This is a genomic window from Pseudoalteromonas sp. J2K-J979 (assembly GCF_058169715.2).
Genome location: NZ_CM200281.1, coordinates 801,422 through 827,454, shown reverse-complemented (window position 1 = coordinate 827,454; position 26,033 = coordinate 801,422). Strand labels below are relative to the sequence as shown.

Here is a 26,033-nt window from a genome sequence, read left to right as displayed (position 1 = left end):
ACAATGAAGTTAAAAACATTACTCTTAACCGCCATGTTTAGCTTGAGCATGAGCAATTTCAGTCTCGCAAAAGAAGTTCAAATCGATAAAGTAGCGGCAATCGTCAATGATGGTGTGGTCTTACAAAGTGAAATCGATACCATCATTAATCGCGTTAAGAGCCGAGCTAAAGATGACGCGCAATCTCTTCCGTCTGATGACGCATTACGATTACAAGCGATGGAAAGATTAATCAACCAAGAGCTATTAATGCAAATGGCGGGTCGGATGGGTCTTCAAATCTCTGATGCACAACTCGATCAAACGCTGATGCAAATGGCGAGCGAGCAAGGTGGCTCTCTTGCTGATTTACGAAAGACCATTGAGTCATCTGGGGATAACTACCAAGCATATCGTGAAGAAATGCGTACAGAAATGACCACTCAACAAGTGTTACGCTCGAATGTTGAACGTCGAATCTACATCAGCCTGCAAGAAATAGAAAACCTCTTAACTATTTTAGACCAACAAGGACAAACGAACGAAGAGTACGATATCGGCCATATTTTAATTGATTTGCCTGTCGAAGGCTCAACAAAAGATATCGAAGATGCAAAAATTCGCGCAGAAAGAGTGATAAAAATGCTCAATGAAGGCAGTGAATTCAAACGCATTGCTATCGCCTCCTCTGGTGGTCAAAAAGCGCTTGAAGGTGGACAACTTGGCTGGATGGGTATCAATGAAATGCCAACATTATTTGCAGAAGCCGTTAAAGGTAAAAAAGCAGGCGAAATAATTGGCCCACTTCGATCTGGCGCTGGTTTCCACATCATTAAAATTCAAGAAATCCGTGGTCGCCAAGTCGTTGAAACAACGGAAGTTCGCTCGCGTCATATTTTGATCAAACCATCTATTATTGTCAGTGAAGAAAAAGCGAAAGGCATGCTTGAAGGATTTGCAAAAGAGTTAAGAGCAGGAACTGCAGACTTCGCAGCTTTAGCTAAAGAGCACTCTGAAGATCCGGGTTCAGCCCTAAAAGGTGGCGAATATGACTGGACAGATCCAACCACTTATACCCCAGCATTTAGAGACACGTTATTAAACCTAGAAAAAGGCGAACTCAGCCAACCATTTCGAACCAATTTCGGTTGGCATATCGTTGAGTTATTAGATAAACGAATCGCAGATAAAACGGAGCTTGCAAAACGAAATCGCGCTCAACAAATGTTATTTAACCGAAAATTTAAAGAAGAGAGTTTTGCGTGGCAACAAGAAATCCGCGAACAAGCTCACATTGAAATCTTGGTTGACGAATAATTATGGCGCTTAGAATTGCAATTACGCCAGGCGAACCTGCTGGGATTGGCCCGGATCTACTAATTAAGCTGGCTCAGCGTCAATGGGATGCGCAGTTAATCGCTATTGCAGATGCGCATTTACTGGCTGAGCGCGCTAAATTACTTAATTTGCCACTGAAACTTATCGAGTTCGATGAAAAAAAACCTACAATAATTCAAGCTGCTGGCGAACTCTATATCCAACAAGTTGATATGGCAGTCAATGCATCGCCCGGCATTCTTGATGAATCCAACGGCGCTTATGTCCTTGAAACCCTGAGACTTGCATGCGAAAACAATATTAAAGGTAAATTTGACGCTATCGTGACTGGCCCAGTTCATAAAGGCATCATTAATCAGGCGGGTATTTCTTTTAGCGGCCATACAGAATATTTTGCACAGCAATCAAATACACCCGATGTGGTGATGATGCTTGCAACTGAGGGGCTGCGCGTTGCTTTAGTCACGACACATATTCCGTTGGCCTATGTGTCAAAAGCAATTACTCCCGACAGATTGCGAAAAGTGACAGAAATACTCGATCATGACCTCAGAGAAAAGTTTGCAATTGCGAACCCGCGTATTTTGGTCTGTGGCCTCAACCCGCATGCAGGTGAAAACGGTCACTTAGGTACAGAAGAACTCACAACCATTATTCCGACGATGGAACAACTCAACAGCGAAGGAATGAATTTAATCGGCCCGCTGCCTGCCGACACGCTTTTTCAAGATAAATATTTAAATAATGCTGATGCTGTGCTCGCGATGTATCACGATCAGGGCTTACCTGTGTTAAAATATAAAGGTTTTGGTAATTCAGTGAATATCACATTGGGTTTACCGTTTATTCGAACTTCAGTTGACCATGGCACCGCGCTTGACTTAGCAGGCTCAGGTACCGCTGAGGTAGGTAGCTTTGAGTTAGCCCTCAAAGAAGCCATCCATTTAGCGACAAAAAAAGCACAGAGTTAATGACAGATAAAGTACATTTAGGCCACAGAGCCAGAAAACGTTTTGGCCAAAACTTTTTAGACGATGCCATGATAATCGACAAAATTGTCACCGCTATCGATCCTAAAACTGAAGATTGCTTAGTTGAAATCGGTCCGGGTCTTGGCGCAATTACAGAGCCTGTCACGGAGCTAGCTGGCCATCTAACAGTCGTTGAACTTGATAAAGATCTCGCTGAACGCCTCATTCACCACCCTTTTTTAGGACCTAAATTAACGGTTCACCAAGGTGATGCAATGAAATTCGATTTTTCGAGCTTAGTACCAGAGGATAAGAAACTCAAAGTCTTTGGTAACTTACCTTACAATATTTCGACACCTTTACTCTTTCATTTGTTCGAATTTTCGAACCATATCGAACACATGCATTTTATGCTGCAAAAAGAAGTGGTCAAACGCATGGTCGCAAGCCCAAATTGCAAGGCTTTTGGTCGCTTGAGTGTTATGACACAATACTATTGTCATGCAATACCAGTGATTGAAGTGCCACCAGAATGCTTTAAACCCGCTCCAAAAGTAGATTCTGCAGTAATTCGCTTAATTCCAAAGAAACCTGAGCAATTAAGAGCGAAAAGCACCAAATTGCTAAATACCGTTTGTTTAGAAGCATTTAATCAACGCAGAAAAACGATTAGAAATAGCTTATCAAATTTATTAACCGCTGATGAAATGGCATCAATTGGCTTAGATATAAAACTCAGAGCCGAAAACCTTTCTCTTGAACAATATATAGATATCGCAAATTGGTTATATGACAACAAGCAGTAATTTAGGCTCACCTATCAAAGTGAGCGTTGAAACCTTCTTTATCGAAGGACAATCTGAACCTGATAAAAGTAAGTTTGTATTTGCTTACACTATCACCATCAAAAACCATAGCTTATGTAGTGCTAAATTACTTAATCGCTATTGGCTAATAACGGATGCTGATGGTAAAGAAACAGAAGTCGAAGGCGAAGGCGTTGTCGGTGAACAACCGACAATTGCACCAGGTGAGAGTTATAGCTACACGAGCGGCGCAGTCTTGGACACACCTTTAGGTACAATGCAAGGTCACTATACATTTAAAAACGAGTTCGGTACTGAATTTGAAGCGCCTATCTCTGTATTTCGATTAAGCACACCTAATTTAGTCCACTGATGGCTGATTATGTCATCGGCGATTTGCAAGGTTGCTTTAACGAGTTTAAAGCAATCTTAACTAAGATTGAGTTTGCCCCTAAAAAAGACAGGCTTTATTTAGTTGGTGATATTGTAGCAAGAGGGCCTGATTCCTTAGCTTGTTTACGTTTCATTCGAGATAACCAAGATTGCATGCATACGGTATTGGGTAATCATGACCTTCATTTAATTACCACCTACCTTTTGAATAAGCAGCCCAACCCTAAAGATTATTTAAATGATTTGTTTGAAGCCCCAGATCTAGCTGAGCTAATCGTATTTTTACAGCGCCAACCACTCGCTATTTATTTAAAACAATACAATTCTGTCATCTGTCATGCTGGGATATCACCAGAGTGGACTCTGCAGCAAGCACTGGATGCAAGCGCAGATGCTCAATCTAAATATCAAAGTAAAGAGGCGCTATTTTACCTAGGAAGAATGTATGACAATCAAAGTATTAATTGGAAAAATGATTTAAGCGAACTAGATAAATTTAAATATACCGTTAATACTTTTACTCGCATGCGTTTTTTAGATCAGAATCATAACTTTGACTTTTTGAGCAAAGATTCTCCACAAAACACGCCTGAACTGATTCCTTGGTTCAAAATAAACAACCCTAAACTCAATAGTGATTTAACCGTTATTTTTGGTCATTGGGCCTCATTGAGTGGTAAAACTCAAAATAAGCAATTTCAAGCTATTGATACTGGGTGTGTTTGGGGTGGAGAACTAACAATTTTACGACTAAACGACATGCAACGAGTCTCAATCTCTGCGATTTAAATTTGTGCAGTTATACTGCATATATTCAAATTTTCTGTTAGATTGAAACTAATGATTTAACTTATCTTGTTGGGTGCCGATAAGTTAAATAACCTCACAGCCAATGTAGTAAATACAGGAAAACTTATGAACCTGACAGTCAGTCAGCGGATCTGGGGCGGATTCGTTTTAATTACTTTTTTACTCCTTTTAATAGGAGGGAATTCATTAGGGAAGATTTCAAATATTAGTGCTTCTGCACAGCAAGTAAATCAGTTATCTTTACCTGCGCTTGAAGAAAGTTCAACCTTACAAGTTGAGTTTACACTAATGAGTAAACGTGCCTTACAGATTTATTATAGTGATAGTGAAAATGAGCTAAATGGTTTTAAAGCGACATTCAAAAAAGCACAAAAAACCTACGAAGTGGCCAGTAACAAACTCAGTCAAGTCGTCGATACTAATGCACAGTTAAACCAAGCTACTAGTCAAATTAAAACGTCTTTCCAATCTTTTTTAAAGAATGTAAACAACCTTCAACAAGAAAAATTAGCGGTACTCAATCTGCGCACTAAGCTAAACGATCAACTTTCAGAGCTTGAAACCTCTGCTGAAGATGCAAGTACTGCAGTACTCGATATTCTTGATAGCGTAGATTTAAAAGAAACAAACCCAGCTGCTTTTGAAGCAGCCAGTAGTATGGAAACCCGCTTTCTTTCCTTAGTTAGTACCAGTACTGATTTAATCAATGTTAAAAATGAGCAGATTCTCGATACGCTACACAATGAGCAAAAATTTAGCATCGAAAAACTTGAAGAAGGCTTCCAACTTGTTAAAGCAGCCGTGATCGCAGATGAACCCGACTTAATCAATGATCTCAACAATTATTTTAATAAGGCGAAGCAAATCATTACTGGTTCTGATTCTCTTGCCGCAAATAAGCAACGCCATCTTACAGCGCAAGCGAATGCCATTACTGAGCTTAATGCTTCTGAGCAACACACAACCACAGCTTTACAGCAGCTTAATGAATTAGTGACAGTGGCAAGTAAAGTTGCTTTTGATTTGCAAAATGATGTGAATAAAGATGTTGATTCAGCCAACTTATGGACATTGGTTGGTATGATTGTCGGTGCGTTAATCGCTGTCATTGTCGCTTACTTAACCGTACAGCGTATTGTTCGTCCGCTCGCAGAAGTTAATTCCATTTTAGAAGTCGTCGCCTCTGGAGATATGACTCAAAAACTTGACGACACAGGAACCGATGAATTCGGCGAACTTGCACGTAGTTGCAATCGCGTAATTGATAATTTACGTCAATTAATTCAAGGAATAATCTCTCGTTCAACTCAGTTAGCCGCTGCGGCTGAACAAACATCTTCGATTACGACAGAATCAAGCCAAGCGATCGAAAATCAGCGTGCTCAAGTTGAACAAGCAGCTACTGCAACAACTGAAATGAGTAGCACTTCTCAAGCTGTAACCCACAGCGCTGAAGAAGCACTGAATGAAATTAAACACGCAGACAGTGAAGCTGAGCGTGTTAAGTCAATTTCAGCTAAGAATAAAGATACTATCGAAAAACTCGCTCAAGAAGTTGAAGGGGCTTCAATTGTTATCAATAAGCTCCACAAAGATAGCGCATCGATTGGCGGTATCCTTGATGTTATTCGTGGTATTGCAGAACAAACAAACCTGTTGGCTCTAAATGCAGCCATTGAAGCTGCTCGAGCTGGAGAGCAAGGTCGTGGGTTTGCCGTAGTTGCGGATGAGGTGCGCTCTTTGGCGAGTAAAACACAAGAATCAACCCAAGAAATTCAATCCATGATCGAATCTCTTCAATCAGGTGCGCATGAAGCAGTCTCTGTCATGGCCAAAGGTAAAGAGCAAGCTGAGTTTTGTGTTGAGCAATCTGAGCAAGCAAGCCAAGCTCTTCAACTCATAACCAAATCAGTGTCACAAGCACATAACGTCAGTGAACAAATTTCTACGGCAGCACAAGAGCAACACCACGTCTCACAAGAAATTAGTGAGCGCTTAGAGTCTATCGTAGCTATTGCCGAGCAAACCGCAGAGGGTGCGAGTCAAACATCAAGCTCGAGCCAAGAGGTCGCAAGCTTAGCTGAAGAATTACGACGTTCAGTAGATGAATTTAAGGTATAAGAATTATTTAGACCTTGTTTAAAAAGCCAGCATCGATTACCTGTCTCTTGATCACAAGTCAGACTCAAGAGACTTAGCTAACTTATAACCTTCAAGGATGGTTTGCAATTGAAACCATCCTTGCCATATCACCTTAAATGAAGCACGGCCTGTGCATTTAGTATCTTTCCAGCCTCCTAATTTAGCCAGTTCTTGATAAGTCCGTGACATATTAGGCACTTTCTCTGGCAGGTTCTTTTTCATTCGCTTTAACCATAATAACCTCCACGCTGTCGGCGACAGCATTTGTTCACAACTAGCATGCTCTTGTTCAGTGACGAACTTAAGCTGAAGTATTCTTGTCGCAATGAAGCCATTTATAGTCACCAGCCTTTCCACATTGTCTTTACTTTGTAGTCTTAAGCTTTCGATATCTGTAACTAGAGTAATGTTCACTAAAGGTTTACGAGGCTCGTTAGCTATCGTAGCTGCTAACTTTACCAAACAATTCGTTCTACGTAGGTCGCCTAGATTCATTTTTCCAAATTGTTTTTCTGCTCATACAATTGCACTCTCAAGCATTTACTATCTCCAACTAATGTTTGGAGATCTGATCTGGCAAGTTTAATTTAGTTCAAAAAAATCCCCGCTAATTACTTAGCAGGGATTTGTGTATAAGAGACAGGCCTAGGCTGCGTTTTTATTGGCTATATCTGTTATTACAACTCAATATTTGCATCTGCAGCTAACCCTTCAGCTTCACCTTCTTCAGGTTTAATCGTAGCTTTGAGAAGTAGCATATCTCTTAGTTTCAATTCTATCTCATCAGCTATAGCTGGGTTTTCTTTTAAGAACTTAATAGAGTTTGATTTACCTTGCCCTACTTTATTGCCTTGGTAGCTATACCAAGCACCAGCTTTTTCAACTAGTTTGTGCTGAACACCTAAGTCTAGTAGCTCACCATGCTTTGAAATTCCTTCACCATACATAATGATAAATTCAGCTTGCTTAAATGGAGGCGCGACTTTATTTTTGACAATTTTCACACGGGTTTCGTTACCCACAACTTCATCACCATCTTTAACTGAACCAGTGCGGCGAATATCGATACGAACAGATGAATAAAACTTAAGTGCGTTACCCCCTGTTGTTGTTTCAGGATTACCAAACATGACACCAATTTTCATCCGGATTTGGTTAATAAAGATAACCAAGGTGTTTGAACGCTTGATGTTTGCGGTTAGCTTACGTAGCGCTTGTGACATCAAACGTGCTTGCAATCCAACATGGTGATCGCCCATATCACCTTCAATTTCGGCTTTAGGTGTTAATGCAGCTACAGAGTCAATAATCACAACATCAACCGCACCTGAACGCACTAACATATCGCAAATTTCTAAAGCTTGCTCACCTGTGTCTGGCTGAGAAACTAAAAGATCATTAACATTAACACCTAGTTTTTCAGCATAGACAGGGTCTAAGGCATGCTCAGCATCAACAAACGCACATGTTTTGCCTTTTTTCTGCGCTTCAGCAATTACTTGCAGTGTCAGCGTCGTTTTACCTGATGATTCAGGTCCATAAATTTCTACGATACGACCCGCAGGCAATCCGCCTATCCCCAACGCAATATCGATTCCAAGAGACCCTGTCGAAATAGATTCAATGTCTAAGGCCTGACTATCGCCCAATTTCATAATAGAGCCTTTACCAAATTGACGCTCAATTTGAGATAACGCAGCGCTCAGTGCTTTTTGTTTATTTTCGTTCATGGGATTCTCCGAATCTGTCTAATGCGCTTAATTATACTGTATAGATTAACAGTATCAAGGCAAATTTTTATTTTATTAATTCTAACGTCTTATTCAAAGCAAAAACAATAGCTTGGCATCTTATCTCCCCCCTTTCACCTTTAAATAAGTGATGAAAAGACTGCGCTTTACCGCGAAAATAAATAGCAAACCAGACTGTCCCGATTGGTTTTTCTTTGCTTCCGCCACCAGGGCCAGCAATACCCGAAACACTAATGGCTAGATCTGCCTTGGCTGCTTTTGCCGCCCCCTCAGCCATTTCTAAAACGGTTTGCTCACTCACCGCACCAAATTGATTGAGTGTTTCTTGCTTTACAGAAACTAAATCTTGCTTAGCCTGATTACTATAGGTTACAAAACAACGATCAATATAACGAGAGCTACCAGGTGTATCTGTTAAGGCATAGCCGATTCCGCCACCCGTACAGGATTCAGCGGTAGTGATCCAAATCCCTTTATCCGATAAAATAGCCCCCAACTCAGCAGCAAGTTGATAAATCTCTTGTTGTAATTCCATATTAAGCCTTTGGGTAATTAAGTTTTTATGTCACTAGATCTGTTTTCTGAGCATACTATAAGCCAACAAACACCGATGATGCAGCAATATCTAAGAATTAAAGCGGAGCATCGCGACATCCTGCTCTTTTATCGGATGGGTGATTTTTATGAATTATTTTTCGATGATGCCAAAAGGGCCGCTCAGCTGCTTGATATTTCGCAAACACATCGAGGCCGAGCAGGCGGGGAGCCCATTCCGATGGCTGGCGTTCCTTATCATGCCGTAGAAAATTATTTGGCGCGCCTAGTTCAAATGGGTGAATCAGTCGCGATTTGTGAACAAGTTGGCGATCCTGCAACCAGTAAAGGCCCAGTAGAGAGAAAGGTATTGCGGATCGTCACCCCCGGTACAATTTCCGATGAAGCACTACTTAAAGAGCGCCATGATAATTTCTTGTCCGCTATCTACCATCATAAAGACGGTCATTTTGGCATTGCCTATTTAGATATCAACTCAGGCAGGTTTAACCTTATTGAGGCAAACGATGAAGAGGCCTGCCACTCAATTTTACAGCGCATCCAACCCGCTGAGTTACTGTATCCTGAAAATTTTGATGCACTTTATCTTATTGAGGGCTTTAAAGGAGCACGTCGGCGCCCTGAATGGGAATTCGATCTCAATACAGCAACCCATTTATTATGCCAACAATTCGAGACCAAAGACTTAGTCGGATTTGGCGTTCAACAAGCGCAAGCAGGATTAATAGCTGCAGGGTGCTTAATTCAGTATGTAAAAGATACGCAGCGCACGGCACTCCCTCATATTAATGCCATCACTTTAGAACAAAATGAACTAAACGTCATTTTAGATGCGGCTACACGAAAAAATCTCGAGTTAACACTTAACTTATCTGGTGGAGCCGAGAACACCTTAGCGCAAGTTCTTGATAAAACAGCGACACCAATGGGTTCTCGGTTATTAAAACGCCGACTACATACGCCTACTCGCTGTCATAAGGAGCTAAATTTTAGGCTCAATGCCATTTCTGATATTATCGAAACAGGTTTATTCTATGACTTGTATGACGTACTCAAGCAAATTGGTGATATTGAGCGAATTGTCGCCCGCCTGGCTCTCAGAAGTGCGCGCCCTCGTGATTTATCTCGCTTGCGTAATGCGCTTCAACAATTACATGCATTGCACTCATTATTAGGTAGCACATCCGCTGAACGTTTAAAGCAAATTCAACAACAATCAGCGGTGATGCCTGAAATACAGTCTTTATTAGAACAAGCGGTCATCGAAAATCCTCCTGTATTAATTAGAGATGGCGGTGTGATCGCACCTGGTTACAATGAAGAGCTCGATCAGTGGCGCGCCTTAAGTCAAGGCGCAACAGATGTTGTCGAAGCACTTGAACAACAAGAGCGAGAGCGCACAGGCATTGCCACATTAAAAATTGGCTACAACCGTGTACATGGCTATTACATCGAAGTCAGCCGAGCATATGCAGATCAAGTGCCGCCAGAATATGTTCGTCGACAAACTCTCAAGAATAATGAACGCTATATTATTCCTGAGCTTAAAGAGCATGAAGACAAAGTCATTGGTAGCCAATCGAAAGCGCTGGCGCTTGAAAAGAAACTCTATGAGCAATTATTTGATCAGCTCTTACCTCATTTAAAACAATTTCAAAACATGGCAGCCAGTCTAAGTGAACTAGATGTATTGAATAACTTTGCTGAACGTGCACAAACACTCAATTACTCTCGTCCAACCCTGACAGATAATCAAGCAATCAATATCAAGCAAGGTCGCCACCCCGTAGTTGAACATGTAATGAGCGACCCGTTTATCGCCAACCCGATAAAGTTATCCCCTAAACGTAAGATGCTCATCATAACCGGTCCTAATATGGGCGGTAAATCAACCTATATGCGCCAGACAGCACTCATAGTACTGATGGCACATGTTGGTTGCTTTGTCCCTGCGTTATCTGCGGATATTGGATTAGTCGACCGAATTTTCACCCGAATTGGCGCCAGTGACGATCTGGCTTCAGGGCGATCTACATTCATGGTAGAAATGACTGAAACAGCGAATATTTTAAATAATGCCACGGAGCATTCATTAGTACTCATGGATGAAATAGGCCGTGGAACCAGTACCTATGATGGCTTATCGCTTGCTTGGGCAACAGCTGAATATTTAGCTCACCAAATCAACGCTAAAACTCTTTTTGCAACGCATTATTTCGAATTAACAGAGCTTGCCGAGCAAGTGCCAGGTCTTGTTAATGTACACCTTGATGCTATCGAGCATAATGATACCATCGCATTTAAACACACAGTTTTAGATGGCCCAGCCAGCAAAAGTTTTGGCTTACAAGTCGCAGCACTTGCTGGTGTGCCAAAGCAAGTAATTAAGCAAGCAAAAAGAAAGTTAATGATGCTAGAAAATCATCAAGTGCTAAGTGCTTCCCCGCAGCTCGAATTATTAGAAGCCACGGACAGCCCAGCAGCACCGAGTAAGCTTGAGATTCAATTGGATACAATTAATCCAGATGAGCTAACTCCAAAACAAGCACTCGAATTAATTTATACACTCAAAAGTATTTCTCGAGAATAACATTAAAGACTACAGATATGGTTTTAGAATTGCGTACACCAGATTTTAAAACTGTGAATACATTTAAATAACAAGAAAAAAGCCGCTATAAGCGGCTTTTTAACAAAATTTATTGAAAGAGTGATTCAATATTGAGACCTTGGTGCATCAATATCTCTTTAAGTCGACGGAGCGCTTCAACTTGAATTTGCCTTACTCGCTCACGAGTTAAGCCTATTTCTTTACCTACATCCTCAAGGGTTGACGGTTCATAACCAAGCAATCCAAAGCGACGCGCTAACACTTCTCGTTGTTTAGCATTTAGCTCTTCTAGCCAATGGACAATATTATCTTTAATATCATCATCCTGGATACACATTTCTGGGCCACCGCCTTTTTCATCGGCAATAATATCGAGTAATGCTTTTTCAGAGTCACCACCAATTGGGGTGTCGACCGAGGTAATTTTTTCATTGAGACGAAGCATTTTTGTGACATCTTCAACTGGACGATCGAGCTTCTCTGCAATTTCTTCCGCTGTTGGCTCATGATCGAGCTTTTGCGTTAACTCACGGGCAGTACGTAAATAGACATTCAACTCTTTAACAACATGAATAGGTAAACGAATGGTACGAGTTTGATTCATGATGGCTCGTTCAATCGTTTGACGGATCCACCACGTTGCATAAGTTGAAAAACGAAAGCCTCTTTCAGGGTCAAACTTTTCAACGGCACGGATTAAACCCAGGTTACCTTCTTCGATTAGATCGAGTAACGCTAAGCCGCGATTATTGTAACGGCGGGCTATTTTAACCACTAACCTTAAGTTACTTTCAATCATGCGCTTTCTAGAAGCTTCACAACCTTTTAGAGACTTGCGAGAAAAGTAAACTTCCTCTTCTGCACTCAGTAATGGCGAAAAACCAATCTCACCAAGGTATAATTGAGTCGCGTCTAAGTTTTTTGCAACGGCCTCTTTGGCGATAATCTCTTCTTCGATTTCATCGACTTCCTCGACATCTTCAACCTCGTCGAGCATTTCATCTTGAACTTCATCATCCATCACATTTGCAACTTTGCTATCCATAGCTGTCTCCGTAACGGTTTCATGTTTTACTGTGCGAACCATAAGCATTCTCCCGAGCTAAGTTTAGTAATGTGTTACATTACTGTTCCAACACGATTTGCGCCCCTAATGCTTAGGCAAATATTTCACAGGATTAACTGATTTACCTCGAAATCGGATTTCAAACCTTAATCCAATCGATTTTTCATCAGTACGACCCATCTCTGCGATTTTTTGCCCTACTTTTACATCCTGTTTTTCTTTAACTAACAACTTGTCATTGTGAGCATAAGCACTTAGATAATCATCGTTGTGTTTCACTATGATTAAATTGCCATATCCTCTTAATGCGTTCCCAGCGTAGACAACCGTACCATTAGCCGCTGCTGTCACTGCTGTGTTAGCTTTATTTATTATATATATTCCTTTGTAGCCGTTGTCTTTATTAGAGAAAGTACGGGTGACTTTTCCATCGACTGGCCATTGCCACACGATCTTATCGGCAGCTAACGTTAAATCTGTAGCTTGCTTTTTAGTGGCTTGTTTTTGACCATACTCCCGTTGTTTTGGCTGATCAAGCTGTTTTTTTGCTTTTTTGTAATTTTTTTGTTGCGAAACTGTAGACTTATGAGTTTGTTTTGGGTATTTTGTCGCCTTTTTATTTTTTTGTGCACTCGCTCTAAAATGTAATAATTGCCCAGGGAAGATCGTGTACGGGGCTTGAATATTGTTGACTTTCGCTAACTCTCTGAAATCCATATCTGCGCGAAAAGCAATCGAATAAAGCGTTTCTCCTTGCTTGACTTTATAACCCGAACTTAACTGTTGAATTTTTTGTTGCGAAGAGGTCTTACCTGATGTGAGGTTGGTAACGGGAGCCGGCGTTGTGCGAGCTGTACACCCCCACAACAAGGTGCAAAAAATAATAAAACTTAATTTTATGTACCGATGGATCACGTTACCTTTCCATTTCTAGCGGTAAATGAGATAGGCGACAATTGCCAAGATAACAACCCCCCAGCCCATCCATTCAACATAATCACGAAGCTTTGCTTCCATCTTTGCTCCACCCCATTTCATTAATGCAGCCACTAAAAAGAAACGCGCACCGCGACCTATAATAGAGGCTAGTAAAAAAGGTAAAAAAGCCATTTGCATCACACCGGCTCCTAAAGTAAATACTTTATATGGGATTGGTGAAAAGCCTGCTAAAAAGACCACCCACACACCATAGCTTTCAAACCAAGTCAGAGCATGATCAAATTTATCTTGATAACCAAAATCCGTAATGATTGGCTGTACAAATGAGTCAAACAATAAATAACCTAATAAATACCCAATCACCCCACCTAGTGTTGAAGCTAAAGTAGTATAAAACGCATAAGCCCATGCTTTGTCAGGTTTAGCTAATGCCATTGGAGCCAGCATTACATCTGGTGGTATTGGGAAAAAAACAGATTCAGCAAAGCTCATCCCTGATAAATAACGAACCGCGTGGCGATGACGCGCCCACGTTAGCGCCATGTCATATAACTTAGTAAATAGTTTCAAAAGAACTCCATAATAATTAAACTATTAGATACATTGAACCTTATTCGATTTCACCATTAATTAATGGAACAAATCTTACATTTTCAATGCGTTGCTGTGAAAAGTTGCCACCTTGACGCTGGAAGACCATCAATTGCTGTTCTTCTGCTCCTATCGGCGCAATTAAAACTCCATTATCAGCCAGTTGGGCTAATAATGCTTCGGGAACCGTCGCAGCAGCCGCTGTAACGATCACACCGTTAAACGGTGCTTTTGATTGCCAGCCTTGCCAGCCATCTCCATGCTTCATTGAAACATTGTAGAGATCTAAGCTTTGTAACCGCCGTTTTGCTTGCCATTGCAATGATTTAATTCGCTCAACTGAGTACACCTGCTTAAATAGCTGAGCCAAAATGGCACTTTGATACCCCGATCCTGTCCCAATCTCAAGCACGCTTTCTGTTACACCTAATTCCAATAACAACTGGGTCATTTTTGCTACGATATAAGGTTGAGAAATTGTTTGCCCCAAACCAATTGGCAATGCGGTATTTTGATATGCTTTATGCTGTAACACGTCACCCACAAACAAATGTCGTGGGGTATGTGCTATCGCTGCCAGCACGCCAGAATGGGTGATCCCTTCTTGGCTTAATTTGCTCGCTAATTGCTGCGCACTTCGACTGTAATTAGCAAGCACGATTAAACTCCAAGCTGGCCACCCAGTCGCGCATTTTTTCTAGACTATCTCGAGCTGTCATATCAACAGTTAGCGGTGTAACTGAAGCAAACCCTTGATTGACAGAATAAAAATCAGTTCCCGGCCCCGCATCAGCTTCCGCACCTAATGTGCCATACCAATAAATATCTCGCCCCCAGGGATCACGTTGTTTGGTCATTGTTTCTGCTTTATGACGAGATCCTAGACGTGTGACTTGGATCCCTTTAAGCTCCTCTAATGGAATGTCAGGCACATTTATATTAATTATTTGGTCTTGCGCTAAAGGGTGTGTGCTCAGCTGTGAGATTATTTTAACCGCGACAGCGGCGGCCGTTTCATAGTGCTTTTCATCTTTAGAGCATAACGAGACCGCAACAGCCGGTAGCCCCATATGACGACCTTCGGTCGCCGCAGCCACAGTGCCTGAATACAACGTATCATCTCCTAAATTTGCTCCATTATTGATCCCTGCAACCACCAAATCAGGTGGCTCATCAATTAATTCATTCAAACCGAGTTGAACACAATCTGTTGGAGTGCCACTGATAGAAATAAAGCCATTTTCGAGTTCAGTGGCACGTAACGGATTTAAGAGTGTTAATGAATTGCTTGCACCACTGCAATTACGATCAGGGGCAACCACAGTCACTGTCGCTATCTCACTGAGCGCCTTATATAAGACCGCAATCCCTTTTGCAGACACTCCATCATCATTACTTAACAAGATTTTCATACCGAGTCCTTTTGTTCTTTATTCGTAGGTGAGACGTCTTGATATAAAACCAGTTCACGTAATAGCGCTGTGGCAAAACAGCCTTTAGCTAAACTGAATTCAATGATTAATGTTTGTTCATCTTCTTCTTTGATTGTCAGCCCGTGCGGAATTAAGCGAATTAATCGCCGCTCTGTTTTTAAGCCAAGTGCCACTAGCCCATCTCGCCAACTTTGATAATCGTTCAGCCAAAGCAACTCTTGCTCCGTTAATGCCTCATCACCTTTACCAATCATCGGTGCCGATAAAGCAATATCGCCAGCGGCTAAGCGATCGAGGTTCGTGCTATTTATTGACTCTTTGAAAAAGGCATTACTGCCATCGAGTAAGAATACTTCTTCATGCATGGTCTTTGCTAAACCATGTTCTTTCACTCTTAAGCTGACAAATTGGTTAAAAACATACGAACGTGCTGCTGAAATAATCAGCCCTCGTAATTTTTTATCTCGGATGCGTTCTCCTGCAAACATCCGTTTCGCCATTTCTAAATTATGGCCATTTCGACCAAACCGCTGCTCCCCAAAATAATTAGGCACCCCACTTCTCAGTGCGTTGATACGGCAAAAAACATCCAGTGGTTGGCTAACATTGCGTAGTCGAATCGTGAATTTATTAGCCTTGTGGCAGCCAGTACGTAATTTTCGCCCATGACGAACTTGTTGTACGATAAACACACTCTCGCTATTGAGTTCGCGAAAATCTATGTGTTTTTTTATAGGCACAGGTACGCTAAACCATTGTGTACATACACCATGGCGATCTTTTAACCCCGCATAACTGACATCTCGAGGGTTCACACCGGCATGATTTGCAATAAGTTTGGCAACAAATTGTGTATTTTCACCCTTTTTAACAACTTGTAAGCAAACGTGCTCTCCCTCACCAGAGAGCTCAAAACCGAGTATTTCGTCAACCATAAAATCTTCGGGTTGCGCTTTAAAATCAGCCATTGATAACGGCTTACCATAAAGGTAATTCAGCTCACTCATTTAAGTTTGCTCATTAGCACCACTGCATGAGTTGAAATACCTTCTTTTCGTCCTTCAAAACCCAGTTTCTCTGTCGTCGTTGCTTTCACATTCACTTGATTAATATCAGCTTGAAGATCTTGTGCCAAAATAGCCCGCATTTTATCAATATGGGGCAACATTTTTGGGGCTTGCGCTACTATCGTAATATCTGCATTACCTAATTGATAACCGCGCTCAATTGCTAAAGAAACGACATGGCGTAATAAAATTCGGCTGTCGATATTTTCAAATTCCGCAGCGGTATCTGGGAAATGTTTACCTATATCGCCCAGTGCAAGCGAACCTAAAATTGCATCACATAACGCATGTATCGCAACATCACCATCAGAGTGTGCTAAAAAACCTTGTGGGTACGCTATTTTTACTCCAGCTATCGTCAATGGGCCCTGCCCACCAAACTTATGCACGTCAAAACCATGACCAATACGGATCATCTTTTCTCCAAATCTTTTGAATTTTTTAAATAAAACTCTGCTAAGGCTAAATCTTCAGGGGTGGTAATTTTTATATTATCTGAACGACCAGTTACCAGCATCACCTCGTGGCCCAAGAGTTCCATGGCCGACGCCTCATCGGTAATCACAGCACCTTTATTTATTCCGTTAAGAAGCGCCAAATACAGCTCATCAGGTTTAAACATTTGCGGCGTTAATGCTTGCCATAAATCATCTCGCGGAACCGTTTCTTGGATACAAGTATCGCCGCGCTTAATGGTATCTTTAACTTTGGCAGCTAATATCCCTCCTTGGTTATGAGAGATACATTGAGTGATCAGTCGCTTAATATCCTCGACCTGTACCAATGGACGAGCTGCATCATGAACTAATACCCAATCGAAACCTTGTTTTTTCAAATGAGTTAATGCATTAAATACTGTATCAGCGCGTTCCTTCCCACCCAAAACCTGAGAAAACCTCACCGATTCGAGTTTTATATCACTAAACCAGGTGTCATCGGGGCTAATTGCAACACAAATATGCTCAATTTCACTCACACAAGCCAAACGTGCTAGCGTATGTTCTAAAATGGTTTTTTGGTTAATCGATAAATATTGTTTTGGAATCGCAGATTGCATGCGGCTGCCAATTCCCGCTGCGGGAATAATGGCGGCTATTTTTATTGGTCTCATTATTTTCGTTTGCCTGGTAAAACACGATAAAAAGTTTCTCCGGGTTTTATTAACCCAAGTTCATTGCGAGCGCGTTCTTCGATACCATCCAGACCAATTTTCAAATCATCAACGTCGGCTTTGAGTAATTTATTTCGTTTTAATAAATCCTCATTCACTTGCCGATGTTCGTTTACCGCTAATTTTAAACGGGTATAGTCTTTCACACCATTATGGCCGAACCATAATTTGTATTGAATAAATACCAATAGGCATATCAGAGCCAATTGAAAAAGACGCATTTTCTCTCCATTTTATCGTCTATTGGTGATAAGTGGTTGGGCAAAATTTTGCCAATTAACATTGGCTGCTAATAACATTTCTCGTAAAGATAAGCGCCTCGGCGAGGCTCGCTTACCTTGCAACCAACCATGGCCACAGCAAGCTGACGTCATCATCGCTTTGGTGGGTTTACATAACTCTCTGTTTGGCAAGTCATTACTTTGCCCTGAGAATGAAAACCAACCATGTTCATTACAATGAACTGCCATACCGTTGACTTCATCAATACAGTCGAGTTTAATTATCTCAAAATCTTCTAACTGCAATTTAATTGGTACTATCAAGCCTACTTTTGCATTTTTACAGTAATAAACGTCTGTCTTAGCATCCTTACTTGGAATCTTGACTGCTTGTTTTGCAATCCAGCTTCCATTTTGGCTATCGAGCTGCAATGGGTTGTTACCTGATAAAATATGCCCCGCAGCGCGTTCAATATAATAGGGTAAGCTCGCTAAAATCCGACATAGCCGCGTATTATTTTCTTCTTTGCTTAATCTTAAAATCTCACGGGCATAAAACGCATTGCACAATTCAGCATGCAAGCGATGTTTTTCAACATCTTGCCATAAGTCAGGCTGCTGATCAGGCTGATTAAACAAAGCTTTTCCTTATCAATTTCATCGCTATGTTTTTATACCATAGCAGAATTAAGAGGGAAAACTTTTGTCTAATAAACCACCTCGATCACTACTGTGGCTTTTGCCCTAATTTCACTTGCCCAGAAGCCATAAATTGAGCCACTTGTTGGCGCTTTTTACCCAATAAAATAACCCCATCACTCATGAACAAGAAATTTTGCCAGCAGCGTTTAAATACATCCCAACGCGTTTCAATCACACTCCCACGCGATAAGCAAAAATAAACGACCGTATTATTATCCCAATCTAAATGCGTGAGTAGCTCTTGTGGCAAGTGAGTTTCTTCGTTTTCCCACGCTTTTTCCCAATCCACACTCTGTGACCAACTGCCCTTTTGTCCAGGCCAGTCTTTATCTGTAAAAAAGTCAGGGTGATCATTCTCGTTGCTAATAAACGTACACCACACATTAGCGGCACGTGCTTCAGTCATAGGTTTAATCAACGCCAAATCTTCTGAGGTGATCGGTAAGTCTTTATGACGAAATACCCATGCTTGTTTAAATTGCTCTAAAGGAATGTAATTCATATTATCTCAATGTCGGGCTTTTTTTGCCTAATTAAGCACAGTATAACCTAGCAAGGTCTTGCTTTTATAGCCACAAACAACTAGAAATGCCTGTTTCAAACTCATAATTATTCAAAGGTATCCAAAATGGTCATAACGAAAGGGATCTATCAGCATTATAAAGGCCCTAAATATCAGGTTTTATCTGTTGCAACTCACAGTGAGACTCAAGAACAACTCGTTATATACAAAGCCCTCTATGGCGAGTTTGGCATCTGGGCACGACCATTAAGCATGTTCATTGAAACCGTTGAGATTGATGGCCAACAACAGGCTCGCTTTAAATTAATCGAACCCTTAGAAGCAACAAAATGAGCTACATTTTTTGACACTTTTCTACACAGTTCTGCAAGAAGCTTACAATCGCGCACCCTATACTGTTAAAAACGATAGGAGAACAGTATGAAACCGATTTTTAGCTTACTTGCCATGGCACTCTTGGCGGGATGTACTACGTCAGGTATCGATAGAAATGATAGCAATCTGGTCATCAAACAATACTATGCAAAAGTCGACAACATCGCGCATGTCACCTTAGCATCACACACTCAATCAGCGATGGCAGTCGGAGGAGCGGCCGGCTTAATTGAAAACCTCGACGGCAACCATGAAGATATGATTTCAGGAGCACTTGTAGGAGCGTTATTCTCAGGTATTGTGATGTCAATTGTGGAAGGCAGCGATCAAGCGTATCAATATCAATTAACTGCCGCTAATGAGCATGCTTTTTCTATTATACGTGAAAACAACACCATAAAACCTGGCCAATGTGTCCTTGTACGTGAGGCCAGTAAAGTAACAATTAACGCGGTGGACGCTCAGCACTGTCAATTTAAACCTCAGCAAAAACATCACGCGATTTAGAGTCTGCAATATTGGTATTTGCTTGCGCTTGTGGGAAGATAGACTCATCTGACCATTTAATAAGTTGAACAATATGTCCTTCAAAGGTACTGACTCTTATATCGCAAGCGAGCCATTAACGTTAGCGGTCAATGCCGCAATGATGCTTGAAAAACCTCTTTTAATTAAAGGTGAGCCCGGCACAGGAAAAACCCTCCTCGCTGAAGAACTTGCCAAAGCGCTTGATACAGAACTTATCCAATGGCACATCAAATCCACGACCAAAGCCCAACAAGGCTTGTATGAATACGATGCGGTGTCTCGCCTCAGAGATAGTCAATTAGGTGACGCTAAAGTTCACGATATTAGTAATTACATTATTAAAGGCAAAATGTGGCAAGCCTTCAGCGCCAATAAGCGACCTGTATTATTGATCGACGAAATCGATAAAGCCGATATAGAATTCCCTAATGATTTGTTATTAGAACTCGATAAAATGGAATTTCATGTCTATGAAACCGATGAACGGGTTAAAGCAGTCCAGCGTCCTATCGTCATTATCACTTCAAACAACGAAAAAGAACTGCCAGATGCCTTTTTAAGGCGCTGTTTCTTTCATTACATCAACTTCCCAAGCGCGCAACAAATGCAGCAAATTATCGATGTACACCACCCAAATATCAAACAAAGCTTAGTCACAAGTGCCCTTGAAGTCTTTTTTGATCTGCGAGATGTGCCTGGCCTGAAGAAAAAACCTTCGACCAGTGAGCTACTCGATTGGCTGAAATTACTGATGGCTGATGACATCGATGCCCTGACGTTACACGACACGCATCACCAAGGAGGCTTAATGCCAATGTTCGGCGCACTGCTTAAAAATGAGCAAGATATTAGCTTACTCGAAAAGCTTGCTTTCATGTCTAAAAATCGCTGAGGCTATTGATGCTCATTTCATTTTTTCTCAAGTTAAAGGAATATCAACTCACGGTCAGCATGCGCGAATTACTCGACCTTATTCATGCTTTAGAAAAAGGAATTGTTTTTGCCAATATTGATGACTTTTATCACCTGTCACGCACTATTTTGATTAAAGATGAAACGCAGTTCGATCGTTTTGATCAAGCATTTGCTCACTATTTTTCGGGAACCTCTGAGCTTGACGTCCTCGACTTACTCGAACGGCAGCACACACTCCCCGCTGATTGGCTGAAAAAAGAGTTTGAAAAACACCTTTCCCAAGCCGAAAAAGATCAAATAAAGGCACTTGGTGGCCTTGAAAAATTAATGGAGACTCTCAAGCAGCGACTTAAAGAGCAACAAAAAAGGCATGCAGGAGGCAATAAGTGGGTCGGAACTGGTGGTACATCACCTTTTGGAGCCTATGGATACAACCCCGAAGGTATTCGTGTTGGCCAAGCCAGTAACCATCATCGCCAAGCTGTTAAAGTCTGGGACAAAAGAGAGTTCAAAAATTTCGATAGTCAGGCTGTTATAAGCTCTCGAACTATCAAGTTAGCGCTAAAAAAACTCCGTAAATTCGCTCGTTCAGGGGCTTCGCAACAGCTTGATTTGAACCACACGATCAGCGCGACGGCCAGACAAGGAGGTGTGCTGGATGTAAAAATGCAACCTGAACGCCATAACGCAGTTAAAGTACTGATGTTTTTTGATATCGGCGGATCAATGGATGATTATATCCATACTTGTGAAGAACTATTCAGTGCAGCTCAAACTGAATTTAAACATTTAGAGTTTTACTATTTCCATAACTGTCTGTACGAATATGTGTGGCGAGACAACGTTCGTCGTCGGCAAGAAACACATAGCACCACAGAATTAATCAATCGGTTTGGTAAAGATTACAAGGTAATATTTGTCGGTGATGCAACGATGGGGCCCTATGAAATTAGCTACCCAGGCGGAAGTGTCGAACATTGGAATCAAGAAGCGGGCAGCGTTTGGATAAAACGAATAACGGATCATTTTGATAATGTCGTCTGGCTTAACCCACAGCCCGAAGTACATTGGTCGTACTACCACTCCATCGGCATGATGCAGCAATTAATGAATAATAAAATGTATCCACTTACTTTAGATGGGATCAGTGCAGCTATAAAAGCACTATAAGACTCATACCCACACTGATTTAAGGGATGAAATCGCACGAGCTTTGCTCTAGAATGCGCGGGATTTCTAACCTTATTAGACTTAATATATGACCATGAATGCACCTAATTCCATTGCAAATACACAACTGCCGCCATTTAAAGTAGGTGTGATTGGCGGTGGGGTCGCGGGGTCAACCATCGCCCTGCGCTTAGGTGAAATAGGTGTTAATGTCACGGTGTTAGAGCAAGGTCCTAGTTTAGTCAACGGCCCGCCGTTTTGTCACTTACATGCAGGCGGTAATTTATACCGTGAAATATCTGAGCACCAGTGCCTAACCTTACTTCAGCAGTCTATCGATACATTAAAAGTTTACCCGCTGAGTGCTAATATTCGCCCTACCGTTATAGCTGTGCCCAAGCATGACCTAGGCTCTCCTTTGGACTACTTACCAAGATTGAGCAAACTGCAAGCCTTTTACCAAGAATTAGTCGAGCAAGATCCGACCAATCAAGTGCTTGGCAAACCTAGTGATTACTACCGTTTATTTACACGTGACGAGGCTCTTTCATTAGCAAAAAAACATATTCCAATTTCAATCAACTCACTTGATGATTGGCTTATTCCGGTTACTAAGCACTTAGATTTTGACCAGTTAAAATGGCCTATAATTTTAGTGCAAGAATACGGCCTCAGTGCATTTCGCCTTGCCGCAATTGCCAGTTTATCGTTTAAGAAAATGCCTAATTGCAATATCCAGACTCATTGCCAAGTACAGCAGGTGCAATTTAAAAATCAGCAATGGCAGGTCACGACCAACCAAGGTCATCATCAGTTTGATTATTTAATTAATGCTGCAGGGTTTCAAACCGGTGAAATTGACGATATGGCTTCACTCACACGTGAACGTATGGTTGAGTTTAAAGCGGCCTATGTAACCCATTGGCCTAATGCAATCGGCCATTGGCCCGAAGTGATATTTTTAGGTCAACGCGGAACACCACAAGGCATGGCACAACTGACTCCCTATCCAGGAGGGTATTTTCAGCTTCATGGCATGACAAAAGACATCACATTATTTGAGCATGGTTTAGTGAAAAATTCCTCACACAGCGCGCAACCACAGTTACCCGACAACCTGCTGAATATGGCTCGTCACAAATGGCAAGACTTTGAAGTTACTCAGCGCAGTAAAAAGTCAATTAGTCACCTAGCACAATTTTTACCCCAGTTCGCAACAGCCATGCCAGCTGGTAAACCGCTTTACGGCGCACAACAAATACCAGGAGACGACCCAACTCTAAGAGCGGCTAATGTCTCATTTGAAAAACACAATTACGTACGAGCTGAAATTGTTAAAGCCTCTTCAGCATTGCGCGCCAGTGACGAGATAGTCAAAGATTTAGTGTCGAAAGGTTTGCTCGATAAAAAAGCCCTGAGTCAAGGTCACTTATTTCCACATACCAAAGCAGTAAATTACCAAGAAGTCAGCGAACTTGCACAACGTTTAGCACAAGAACGCAATTATCCAATAGAGCTTGCATTCGCAAATTAACTAAGTTCAGCCACGCATTAAAAGTAATTCAATAAGTGGCTGAATTCATCTAATGTTACATCCGGATTTTGCAAAGAAATCGCCTGATTATAGTTATAACCGTATGTTAAACCGACACAGTGCATACCTGCAGCTTTAGCCGCTAGAATATCATTTTTAGAATCTCCCACCATCACAGCTTGCTCAACCGTCACACCTAACAGTTCACAAACATGTAAAAGCGGTTCAGGGTGAGGTTTTTTAACTGTTAGGCTATCCCCTCCCAACTGTACCAAAAACATATCCTTTAGTTCGAAAGCGCTTAAGATAGGCTCTATAAATCGCAGTGGCTTATTGGTCACTAACGCTAACTGCAATCCGTTTTGTTTAAGTTGCTTTAAAGTCGTTAACACGCCTTGATATAAAACACTACTGGTACTGAGATGAGTTTGATAATGGGTCAAGAAGATGGCCAAGGCATCATTAAAGTAAGCTGATTCTTGCGAGCTGCTACAACCAGAGTGCTGTAACGCTCGCGATACGAGCGTCTGTGCACCATTACCTACCCAGCTACGTATCACAGGCTCCGGAACGGCTTCGTAATTTAAATCTGCAAGCATCATGTTGATGGCTAAAGCCAGATCAGGGGCGCTATCGAGTAAAGTGCCATCTAAATCAAAAATAACGAGGGTTTTCTGTTCAAACTTCACAGTTTGCTCTCTAAATCTAGGTATAATTACAGCCTATTATACAGATAATCTCATCATGGAATATGCGGCGCATGTATTTCATCGTGAGCTTAATGATTTAAAAATTGTTGCTGATAAAATGCGATGAAATTAGGGTCTTGTGCACTTTCTTGCCACCAACGCGTCATGGCATCTTTATAGTCTTGAGTCGGCTTTAACTTACTTAGCACTTGATTGACGCGATTAATTACTTGCTGTCCCCATTCATTTTTTGGACAAGCAACTTGCCCCATCGAATAAGCAGCCTGCCCTTCAATTTGAGCCATTTGCAGTGGATTTTCCTCCACCAAATGGTTACTTTGCAAATAATATTGCACCTGAAATGGATAGGCAATCGTATAGTCTAGTCGCCCTAATGCCACCATTTCTATTAAACCATTGGGTGACTCTGAAGCCCGTCGATAAACATGACTCATTGGCTCGACATCTGTGAGTGCTTTATCTGCCACAGCCCCATAGGAACGAGATTTATCTAGCCCAAGGTACAAATCCTCTCTCGCTAATAAGCTTGCTAAGTCTAAGCGCTGGCCCGTTATTCCTTTACGATTATTTTTTAAGAAAACCAATCGATTACTTGGATGGACAATACTAGCCTGTGAAAATACCATAAATTTCTCACGTTCTTTAGAAGGAAACAGTGCTGGTAGGCACACTTTCTTTTGTGAACGAATTTCAAATGTAGACCCAGCAAGACTACTCACTTCAATGGAATGATGATATTCAGGCATATCGCTGATAATCTGACTCAGAATTAAATCTATAAACCCTTGCTGCTTATATGGACCGTGAACTATTGTGGAAGGTGGGGCATGATTTAACTGCCAAATAATCTGCTCTTGCCCCTTCACAAAGCAAGAAAATAGCAATATACACAGATAAATATATGGGATATAGCAACGATGCCAAGACATCAATTTAATCCAGATTAAAAAATAAGCTTATTAAATTGATAACATAACTAGGCAAAAAGTGATAATTTTTTATACAAAAAATCGACAATACAGAAAAAATAATGAGTAACAATAAGGAACAAGTACTTTACATGCATAAAGTACTTGCTTAGCAATGTTTATCGCTTAGAGGAGGATCAACTCAATCACATGCATTTAACTGATTGACTATAAAGCTTTTAAAGTGAGCGGATCATAGAGTGTAAGATCCAGAGTTACGTGGTATTTAGCAGCTTGTACGTCCAGTTCAGCTTGCCAAATAGCCAATTCATCCATCGTAATTAGATTATCATCAAGTTGCCACAATTGGCGATTTCCCGAGTAATAAAAGTGTAACGCGTGCATTGATGACACATCTCCTTTTGCAACCGCATCTTTTACTTTTTGTAATTTACGGGTTATTTGATTGAGCGCTTGCTTTAAATTCCAAACATACACCACTTCAGCCATAAACGTATGATGTTTATAAGTACGAATAAATAAGCCTATCAGCAAAGACCCACAAATCACACCAGTGAGATTCCAATGAAAATGTGTCCCTTCGGGAGATGGAAACAGCGCAATCAATAGTTGGGAAATTGATAAACTCAATGCCGACAACCCAATAATAGCCATTACGATTACAATATTTAGGTGCTTTCTATACCGGGGCTTATCTATTTCTTGTAGTTGCATATAACTCTCTCTTTTATAAATAACGAACTATTCTACCTTAAAAGCAACCTGAGATTAGACAAATACCACACATTAACCAAGACTAAGTA

The 26,033-nt window shown here is 41.2% G+C and carries 28 protein-coding genes and 1 pseudogene; 12 read left to right on the top strand and 17 right to left on the bottom strand.

What is annotated here, in order from left to right:
• Window positions 1–3: 3 nt before the first annotated feature.
• The 6 genes from surA to AC3KVK_RS03950 all read left to right on the top strand — a co-directional run bounded on the left by surA (window position 4) and on the right by AC3KVK_RS03950 (window position 6,418).
• Window positions 4–1,296: a peptidylprolyl isomerase SurA gene (gene surA / locus AC3KVK_RS03975; protein ID WP_490310908.1), complete on the top strand. Its 1,293-nt coding sequence runs from the start codon at window positions 4–6 to the stop codon at window positions 1,294–1,296.
• 2 nt (window positions 1,297–1,298) lie between these two features.
• The gene (gene pdxA, locus AC3KVK_RS03970; RefSeq protein ID WP_490310907.1) at window positions 1,299–2,288 is read left to right on the top strand and encodes a 4-hydroxythreonine-4-phosphate dehydrogenase PdxA; all 990 of its coding nucleotides are present in this window, start codon (window positions 1,299–1,301) and stop codon (window positions 2,286–2,288) included.
• A complete protein-coding gene (gene rsmA, locus AC3KVK_RS03965) occupies window positions 2,288–3,094 on the top strand; it encodes a 16S rRNA (adenine(1518)-N(6)/adenine(1519)-N(6))-dimethyltransferase RsmA (RefSeq protein ID WP_490310906.1) in 807 nt (268 codons plus the stop codon). Before pdxA ends, rsmA begins: the two co-directional genes overlap by 1 nt.
• The gene (gene apaG, locus AC3KVK_RS03960) at window positions 3,078–3,467 is read left to right on the top strand and encodes a Co2+/Mg2+ efflux facilitator ApaG/CorD (protein ID WP_490310905.1); all 390 of its coding nucleotides are present in this window, start codon (window positions 3,078–3,080) and stop codon (window positions 3,465–3,467) included. The genes rsmA and apaG overlap by 17 nt, the downstream gene beginning before the upstream one ends.
• Complete coding sequence (locus tag AC3KVK_RS03955; RefSeq protein ID WP_490310904.1) at window positions 3,467–4,276, top strand: symmetrical bis(5'-nucleosyl)-tetraphosphatase; 810 nt, start codon at window positions 3,467–3,469, stop codon at window positions 4,274–4,276. The genes apaG and AC3KVK_RS03955 overlap by 1 nt, the downstream gene beginning before the upstream one ends.
• Window positions 4,277–4,402: 126 nt before the next feature.
• Complete coding sequence (locus tag AC3KVK_RS03950; RefSeq protein WP_490310903.1) at window positions 4,403–6,418, top strand: HAMP domain-containing methyl-accepting chemotaxis protein; 2,016 nt, start codon at window positions 4,403–4,405, stop codon at window positions 6,416–6,418.
• A 51-nt stretch (window positions 6,419–6,469) separates the two neighbouring features.
• On the opposite strand, the pseudogene AC3KVK_RS03945 reads toward AC3KVK_RS03950, so the two are convergent.
• The 3 genes and pseudogenes from AC3KVK_RS03945 to AC3KVK_RS03935 all read right to left on the bottom strand — a co-directional run.
• Window positions 6,470–6,835 (bottom strand): annotated as a pseudogene (locus tag AC3KVK_RS03945) (IS4 family transposase); the annotation flags it as partial.
• A 281-nt stretch (window positions 6,836–7,116) separates the two neighbouring features.
• Window positions 7,117–8,169, bottom strand: coding sequence for a recombinase RecA (recA, locus tag AC3KVK_RS03940; protein WP_490310902.1), 1,053 nt, complete (start codon window positions 8,167–8,169; stop codon window positions 7,117–7,119).
• 67 nt (window positions 8,170–8,236) lie between these two features.
• Window positions 8,237–8,725, bottom strand: coding sequence for a CinA family protein (locus AC3KVK_RS03935; RefSeq protein WP_490310901.1), 489 nt, complete (start codon window positions 8,723–8,725; stop codon window positions 8,237–8,239).
• Window positions 8,726–8,752: 27 nt separating this feature from the next.
• Between AC3KVK_RS03935 and mutS the strand changes: the two genes are divergently transcribed.
• Entirely contained in the window at window positions 8,753–11,335 is a 2,583-nt protein-coding gene (mutS, locus tag AC3KVK_RS03930; RefSeq protein WP_490310900.1) for a DNA mismatch repair protein MutS, read from the top strand.
• Window positions 11,336–11,444: 109 nt separating this feature from the next.
• Here the strand turns inward: mutS and rpoS are convergent, their stop codons facing one another.
• The 11 genes from rpoS to AC3KVK_RS03875 all read right to left on the bottom strand — a co-directional run bounded on the left by rpoS (window position 11,445) and on the right by AC3KVK_RS03875 (window position 19,048).
• Entirely contained in the window at window positions 11,445–12,443 is a 999-nt protein-coding gene (gene rpoS, locus AC3KVK_RS03925) for an RNA polymerase sigma factor RpoS (protein WP_490310899.1), read from the bottom strand.
• Between the two features lie 63 nt (window positions 12,444–12,506).
• Window positions 12,507–13,334, bottom strand: coding sequence for a peptidoglycan DD-metalloendopeptidase family protein (locus AC3KVK_RS03920; RefSeq protein ID WP_490310969.1), 828 nt, complete (start codon window positions 13,332–13,334; stop codon window positions 12,507–12,509).
• Window positions 13,335–13,352: 18 nt separating this feature from the next.
• On the bottom strand, window positions 13,353–13,931 hold the full coding sequence (locus AC3KVK_RS03915) for a YqaA family protein (protein WP_490310898.1): 579 nt from the start codon (window positions 13,929–13,931) through the stop codon (window positions 13,353–13,355).
• A gap of 40 nt (window positions 13,932–13,971) precedes the next feature.
• Window positions 13,972–14,610: a protein-L-isoaspartate(D-aspartate) O-methyltransferase gene (locus AC3KVK_RS03910; RefSeq protein WP_490310897.1), complete on the bottom strand. Its 639-nt coding sequence runs from the start codon at window positions 14,608–14,610 to the stop codon at window positions 13,972–13,974.
• The gene (surE, locus tag AC3KVK_RS03905) at window positions 14,600–15,364 is read right to left on the bottom strand and encodes a 5'/3'-nucleotidase SurE (RefSeq protein ID WP_490310896.1); all 765 of its coding nucleotides are present in this window, start codon (window positions 15,362–15,364) and stop codon (window positions 14,600–14,602) included. Before surE ends, AC3KVK_RS03910 begins: the two co-directional genes overlap by 11 nt.
• Window positions 15,361–16,392 carry a tRNA pseudouridine(13) synthase TruD gene (gene truD, locus AC3KVK_RS03900; protein WP_490310895.1) on the bottom strand — a complete coding sequence of 344 codons (1,032 nt, stop codon included), beginning with the start codon at window positions 16,390–16,392 and terminating at the stop codon, window positions 15,361–15,363. The genes surE and truD overlap by 4 nt, the downstream gene beginning before the upstream one ends.
• Complete coding sequence (gene ispF, locus AC3KVK_RS03895; RefSeq protein WP_490310894.1) at window positions 16,389–16,868, bottom strand: 2-C-methyl-D-erythritol 2,4-cyclodiphosphate synthase; 480 nt, start codon at window positions 16,866–16,868, stop codon at window positions 16,389–16,391. Before ispF ends, truD begins: the two co-directional genes overlap by 4 nt.
• Window positions 16,865–17,563: a 2-C-methyl-D-erythritol 4-phosphate cytidylyltransferase gene (gene ispD / locus AC3KVK_RS03890; protein ID WP_490310893.1), complete on the bottom strand. Its 699-nt coding sequence runs from the start codon at window positions 17,561–17,563 to the stop codon at window positions 16,865–16,867. Before ispD ends, ispF begins: the two co-directional genes overlap by 4 nt.
• Window positions 17,563–17,844: a cell division protein FtsB gene (gene ftsB, locus AC3KVK_RS03885; protein ID WP_490310892.1), complete on the bottom strand. Its 282-nt coding sequence runs from the start codon at window positions 17,842–17,844 to the stop codon at window positions 17,563–17,565. Before ftsB ends, ispD begins: the two co-directional genes overlap by 1 nt.
• Window positions 17,845–17,856: 12 nt before the next feature.
• Entirely contained in the window at window positions 17,857–18,483 is a 627-nt protein-coding gene (locus AC3KVK_RS03880) for a hypothetical protein (protein ID WP_490310891.1), read from the bottom strand.
• Window positions 18,484–18,571: 88 nt separating this feature from the next.
• Entirely contained in the window at window positions 18,572–19,048 is a 477-nt protein-coding gene (locus AC3KVK_RS03875; protein ID WP_490310890.1) for a DUF2947 domain-containing protein, read from the bottom strand.
• A gap of 126 nt (window positions 19,049–19,174) precedes the next feature.
• On the opposite strand from AC3KVK_RS03875, the gene AC3KVK_RS03870 reads away from it, so the two are divergent.
• The 5 genes from AC3KVK_RS03870 (at window position 19,175) to AC3KVK_RS03850 (ending at window position 23,591) form a co-directional block, all read left to right on the top strand.
• Window positions 19,175–19,402 carry a DUF1653 domain-containing protein gene (locus AC3KVK_RS03870; RefSeq protein WP_490310889.1) on the top strand — a complete coding sequence of 76 codons (228 nt, stop codon included), beginning with the start codon at window positions 19,175–19,177 and terminating at the stop codon, window positions 19,400–19,402.
• An 87-nt stretch (window positions 19,403–19,489) separates the two neighbouring features.
• On the top strand, window positions 19,490–19,951 hold the full coding sequence (locus AC3KVK_RS03865) for a hypothetical protein (protein ID WP_490310888.1): 462 nt from the start codon (window positions 19,490–19,492) through the stop codon (window positions 19,949–19,951).
• Window positions 19,952–20,024: 73 nt separating this feature from the next.
• Complete coding sequence (locus tag AC3KVK_RS03860) at window positions 20,025–20,864, top strand: AAA family ATPase (RefSeq protein WP_490310887.1); 840 nt, start codon at window positions 20,025–20,027, stop codon at window positions 20,862–20,864.
• 8 nt (window positions 20,865–20,872) lie between these two features.
• Window positions 20,873–22,057 carry a vWA domain-containing protein gene (locus tag AC3KVK_RS03855; protein WP_490310886.1) on the top strand — a complete coding sequence of 395 codons (1,185 nt, stop codon included), beginning with the start codon at window positions 20,873–20,875 and terminating at the stop codon, window positions 22,055–22,057.
• 88 nt (window positions 22,058–22,145) lie between these two features.
• Window positions 22,146–23,591 (top strand): FAD-dependent oxidoreductase, encoded by a 1,446-nt coding sequence (locus AC3KVK_RS03850; protein ID WP_490310885.1) that lies wholly within the window; start codon window positions 22,146–22,148, stop codon window positions 23,589–23,591.
• A 17-nt stretch (window positions 23,592–23,608) separates the two neighbouring features.
• Here AC3KVK_RS03850 and AC3KVK_RS03845 read toward each other — a convergent pair whose 3' ends face one another.
• From AC3KVK_RS03845 to AC3KVK_RS03835, 3 genes are all read right to left on the bottom strand, one after another.
• On the bottom strand, window positions 23,609–24,280 hold the full coding sequence (locus tag AC3KVK_RS03845) for a phosphoglycolate phosphatase (RefSeq protein ID WP_490310884.1): 672 nt from the start codon (window positions 24,278–24,280) through the stop codon (window positions 23,609–23,611).
• 89 nt (window positions 24,281–24,369) lie between these two features.
• The gene (locus tag AC3KVK_RS03840; RefSeq protein WP_490310883.1) at window positions 24,370–25,230 is read right to left on the bottom strand and encodes a TIGR02285 family protein; all 861 of its coding nucleotides are present in this window, start codon (window positions 25,228–25,230) and stop codon (window positions 24,370–24,372) included.
• 207 nt (window positions 25,231–25,437) lie between these two features.
• Window positions 25,438–25,944, bottom strand: a complete 507-nt coding sequence (locus AC3KVK_RS03835) for a DUF3087 domain-containing protein (protein ID WP_490310882.1) — start codon at window positions 25,942–25,944, stop codon at window positions 25,438–25,440.
• Between the last annotated feature and the right edge of the window lie 89 nt (window positions 25,945–26,033).